The organism is Intrasporangium sp. (genome assembly GCF_051961875.1).
Classification (GTDB): Bacteria; Actinomycetota; Actinomycetes; order Actinomycetales; family Dermatophilaceae; genus Intrasporangium_A.
In genome coordinates, this window is sequence record NZ_JBQCCV010000166.1 from 1 (window position 1) to 4889 (window position 4889).

Annotated in this window: 5 protein-coding genes; 4 read left to right on the forward strand and 1 reads right to left on the reverse strand. The window is 69.4% G+C overall.

The window, feature by feature from the left end; translation table 11 throughout:
• Positions 1-227: 227 nt before the first annotated feature.
• The gene (locus tag ACTHJJ_RS10035) at positions 228-776 is read right to left on the reverse strand and encodes a hypothetical protein (RefSeq protein ID WP_440302801.1); all 549 of its coding nucleotides are present in this window, start codon (positions 774-776) and stop codon (positions 228-230) included.
• On the opposite strand from ACTHJJ_RS10035, the gene ACTHJJ_RS10040 reads away from it, so the two are divergent.
• The 4 genes from ACTHJJ_RS10040 to dnaE all read left to right on the forward strand — a co-directional run.
• Positions 754-1287 (forward strand): TraR/DksA family transcriptional regulator, encoded by a 534-nt coding sequence (locus ACTHJJ_RS10040; protein ID WP_440302802.1) that lies wholly within the window; start codon positions 754-756, stop codon positions 1285-1287. The genes ACTHJJ_RS10035 and ACTHJJ_RS10040 overlap by 23 nt on opposite strands.
• Positions 1288-1340: 53 nt before the next feature.
• Positions 1341-1856 carry a signal peptidase II gene (locus ACTHJJ_RS10045; RefSeq protein WP_440302803.1) on the forward strand — a complete coding sequence of 172 codons (516 nt, stop codon included), beginning with the start codon at positions 1341-1343 and terminating at the stop codon, positions 1854-1856.
• Positions 1849-2781, forward strand: a complete 933-nt coding sequence (locus tag ACTHJJ_RS10050; RefSeq protein WP_440302804.1) for an RluA family pseudouridine synthase — start codon at positions 1849-1851, stop codon at positions 2779-2781. Before ACTHJJ_RS10045 ends, ACTHJJ_RS10050 begins: the two co-directional genes overlap by 8 nt.
• Before the next feature lie 273 nt (positions 2782-3054).
• A partial coding sequence (gene dnaE / locus ACTHJJ_RS10055; protein WP_440302805.1) for a DNA polymerase III subunit alpha occupies positions 3055-4889 on the forward strand: 1835 nt, incomplete at its 3' end.

Sequence of the window (4889 nt, forward strand, 5' to 3'; positions counted from 1 at the left end):
TAGGCCCGAGCCGGCCAAGCGCCATCACGAGCCCTTTGCGACGGGGCCGCCCGGAACCCGCCGGGCGGCCCCTTCGCGTATGACGCCGCCCGTCCCCGCCCGTGCCCGAAACCTGTTGGTGTGGTGTCCGAATGCTGTGAACATGCCGTGGGTCTGGCACACGACCGGGTTTTGGCCGCGTTTCGTTTGTATCCGCGTCGTTGGGGGCCTATTGTCGGCCCCACTTGTCAACGTCGACGGTCATTGGAGGGCACTATGTCGGCCAAGAAGGCTGCGGCACGGACGAGCACGAGCACGCCTGGCACCAAGCGGGCGACGAGGAAGACGGCTGCCTCCGCGACGACCGCCGGCCGTTCGACGAGCACCCACAAGGCCGTGACGAGCAAGGCGGCGACGCCCAAGGCCTCGCCGACCGAGGCCGCCCCGAGCAAGGCCACCGCGAGCAAGGCCACCGCGAGCAAGGCCGCGACCAGCAAGACCGCAGCGGGAAAGACCACGTCGGTCAAGGCCCCACCGGCCGCGAAGAAGGGCTCGCCGGCCGCGCCGAAGAGCGTCGCCAAGAAGACGGCTTCGAAGTCGACCGCGAAGACGGCGGACAAGGCCGGGACGACCACGTCGGGCAGTACGACCCGGAAGGCCACCGGCAGCCGCGCCCGCACGGCAGTGGGCCCGGCGACGAAGGGCACGACCAGGACGACGGCGACCCGCTCGGGCGCCGCGACGAAGACAGCACCGCCGAGGAAGGCTGCAGCGATGACCAGGACCGCGACAGGCAAGAAGACCGCGAGCGCCGGCACGACGTCGGCGGCGAGCACGAGCAACGGGTCCAGGACCCGACGGTCGGGGGTCGGCGCGACGAAGCCGGCGACCGAGGCCGAGGTCGAGCGACTGACCCAGAGCCTCAAGGTCAAGGAGGACGAGGCGCCGTGGACGGCCGAGGAGCTGCGTGCCGTCGGCAAGTACCTGCGTGAGGAGATCGAGTCCTACGAGCGCGAGATCGAGCGCGCCGAGGAGGAGCTCGCCAACTTCATCCAGAGCTCGTCGGACGGTGGGGGAGAGGACCAGGCGGACGCGGGGGCCAAGACGTTCGAGCGCGACCACGAGATCGCCCTCGCCAACAACTCGCGTGACATGCTCCGGCAGACCGAGCGGGCGCTGGAGCAGCTGCGCGCGGGTACCTACGGGATGTGTGAGAACTGTGGCAACCCGATCGGCAAGGGTCGCCTCCAGGTCTTCCCACGTGCGACCCTGTGCATGCCATGCAAAACGAAACAGGAACGCCACTGACCCCAACGCCACCACCCGAGGCACCCGACGACCGTCCCCCAGACCGCCAGGCAGTGGCCGCGCGTCGCCGCCGGCTCTTCGCGCTCCTCGTGGTCGTCGCCGTCCTCGCCTACGCCAGCGACCAGGTCAGCAAGATCATCGCCCTCGACCGGCTCGGCGACGGCGAGAGCCGCTCGGTGATCGGTGACGCGATCCGCCTCAAGCTCATCGGCAATCCGGGGGCGGCCCTCTCGCTCGGCGCCGGGAACACGTGGGTCATGACGGTCATCGCTGTCGTGGTGCTCATCGCGATCGCCTTCGTCGCCAAGGACCTCGGGTCGCGGGCGTGGGCCCTGGCCCTCGGGGCGCTGCTCGGCAGTGCCGTCGGCAACCTCACCGACCGCTTCATCCGCCCGCCGGGCGGCGGGCAGGGCCATGTCGTCGACTTCATCGACTACAACGGCTGGTTCATCGGCAACGTCGCGGACATCTGGATCGTCACCGCGGCCATTCTCATCGTCCTGCTCGCCCTGCGCGGCATCGGCGTGGACGGGCGACGCGACCAGGGGACGAGGCGCCGGGATGCCTGACGTGCGCACCGTCTTCGTCCCGGAAGGGCTCGAGGGCGAGCGGGTCGACGCTGCCGTCTCCCGGCTCTTCGGGCTGTCCCGCACGCGGGCGGCCGACCTCGCAGGGGACGGGCACGTCGTCGTCGACGGGAAGCCGGTTCTGAAGTCGGAGCGCCTCACGGCGGGCTCGATGCTCGAGGTGGCCCTGCCGACCGAGGACGCCGGCCCCCGGGTCTCACCCCGGGCCGAGCCGGTTCCCGGGATGCGCATCGTGCATGACGACCACGACATCGTCGTGGTCGACAAGCCGGCCGGGGTCGCCGCCCATCCCAGTGTGGGGTGGGACGGGCCGGACGTCGTGGGTGGTCTCGCGGCAGCCGGGTTCCGGATCTCGACCTCCGGCGCTCCCGAGAGGCAGGGAATCGTGAGCCGGCTCGACGTCGGCACCTCGGGCCTCATGGTCGTCGCCAAGAGCGAGATCGCCTACTCCCGGCTCAAGCAGGCGTTCCGCAGCCGGAGCGTCGACAAGACCTACCACACCCTCGTGCAGGGCCTGCCCGACCCGGTCGTCGGGACGATCGAGGCGCCCATCGGCCGGCACCCGGGCTACGACTACAAGTTCGCGGTGATGAAGTCGGGCAAGCCGTCGGTGACGCATTACGAGGTCATCGAGGCGTTCCGGCACGCCAGCCTCCTCGAGATCCACCTCGAGACCGGACGGACCCACCAGATCCGCGTGCACCTGGCGGCCCTCAAGCACCCGTGCGTCGCCGACCCGCTCTATGGTGCCGACCCGAAGCTCGCCGCTCGAGTGGGGCTCGACCGGCAGTGGCTGCACGCGGTCGGGCTCGGGTTCGAGCACCCGACGTCGGGCGACTACGTCCACTTCGAGAGCGCCTACCCGGCGGAGCTCCAGCACGCCCTGGACGTCGTCGCAACCTTCTGAGCGGATCACCTTCCACCTGAGGGTGAAGGTCTCGCCTGTCGTTCACCCGTATGCCGCCCGGCCGCGTCAACGAGAGGGCGGCCTCTCGACGTGGTCGCGTTGTCGCGAGGCCGTACCGCTTGTCCGAACCGTCGAGACGCCTCGTTACGGGCCCGCGCGAGCCGGGGTGGGCGGCATACGGCACGTGGGTCTCCAGCGGGCGCGGGCGGCAACGTCGACACCCCGGGGACGACACGCCGAGAGTGTCTGCGGTCCGGCCTAGACTCAACCCCGATGTCCACGGAAACCGCGCCCGACAAGAGCTTCGTCCACCTCCACGTCCACACGGAGTACTCGATGCTCGACGGTGCGGCGCGGATCGGCGACCTCTTCACGGAGGCCGCCCGGATGGGCATGCCGGCGCTGGCCACGACCGACCACGGCTACGTCTTCGGCGCCTACGAGTTCTGGAAGAAGGCGCAGGGCACGGGCGTCAAGCCGATCATCGGCGTCGAGGCCTACATCACGCCCGGCACCCACCGCACGGACCGCACCAAGGTCAGCTGGGGCGACGGCGGGCGCGACGACATCTCCGGTGGAGGCGCCTACACCCACATGACGATGCTCGCCGAGAACGTCGAGGGCATGCACAACCTGTTCCGGATGACCTCGCACGCGTCCCTCGATCAGGTCTACACGAAGTGGCCACGCATCGACCGCGAGCTGCTCGAGACCTACGGCAAGGGCATCATCGTCACGACGGGCTGCCCGTCGAGCGAGATCCAGACGAAGCTGCGGTTCGGGATGTACGACGAGGCCCGCCGCGTCGCCGGCGAGCTGCGCGAGATCTTCGGGCCGGAGAACGTCTACTGCGAGCTGATGGACCACGGCCTCGACATCGAGCGTCGCGTGCAGCGCGACCTGCTGCGCCTCGCCAAGGATGTCGGCCTGCCCCTTGTCGCGACCAACGACCTGCACTACACGCGGGCCGAGGACGCCAAGGCGCACGCCGCCCTGCTCTGCGTCCAGTCCGGCTCGACCCTGATGGACCCGGGCCGGTTCAAGTTCGACGCCGACGACTTCTACCTCAAGTCCCCGCAGGAGATGCGCCACCTGTGGCGCGAGCTGCCCGAGGCGTGCGACAACACCCTGCTCATCGCCGAGCGCTGCAACATCGGCTTCACCGAGGGGGAGGGGCGCTTCATGCCGCGCTTCCCCTGCCCGGAGGGCGAGGACGAGACGTCGTGGTTCATCAAGGAGGTCGAGACGGGGCTGCAGCGCCGCTTCCCCGAGGGCGTCCCGGACTACGCCCGCAAGCAGGCCGCCTACGAAGAGGACGTCATCGTCTCGAAGGGCTACCCGGGCTACTTCCTGGTCGTCGCCGACTTCATCAACTGGGCCAAGCGCAACGGAATCCGGGTCGGCCCGGGCCGTGGCTCCGGTGCCGGCTCGATGTGCGCCTACGCGATGGGCATCACCGACCTCGACCCGATCCCGCACGGGCTCATCTTCGAGCGGTTCCTCAACCCCGAGCGCAAGTCGATGCCCGACTTCGACGTCGACTTCGACGAGCGCCGGCGCGGTGAGGTCATCCGGTACGTCACCGAGAAGTACGGTGACGACCGCGTCGCCCAGATCGTCACCTACGGCACCATCAAGGCCAAGCAGGCGGTCAAGGACGCGGCCCGGGTCATGGGCCACCCCTTCAGCGTCGGCGAGCAGCTGACCAAGGCGATGCCGCCGGACGTGATGGGCAAGGGCGTTCCGCTCTCCGAGATCTACAACCCGGAGCACAAGCGCTACAACGAGGGCGGCGACTTCCGCGCGCTCGTCGAGACGGAGCGGCACTTCCAGGAGGTCGTCGACACGGCCAAGGGCCTCGAGGGCCTGAAGCGCCAGTGGGGCGTGCACGCGGCCGGCGTCATCATGAGCAGCGAGCCGCTGATCGACGTCATCCCGATCATGCGGCGCCTGCAGGACGGCCAGGTCATCACGCAGTTCGACTACCCGAGCTGTGAGTCGCTCGGCCTGGTCAAGATGGACTTCCTCGGCCTGCGCAACCTCACGATCCTCGACGACGCGATCGAGAACATCAAGGCCAACCGCGGCGAGGACATCGACCTCGACGC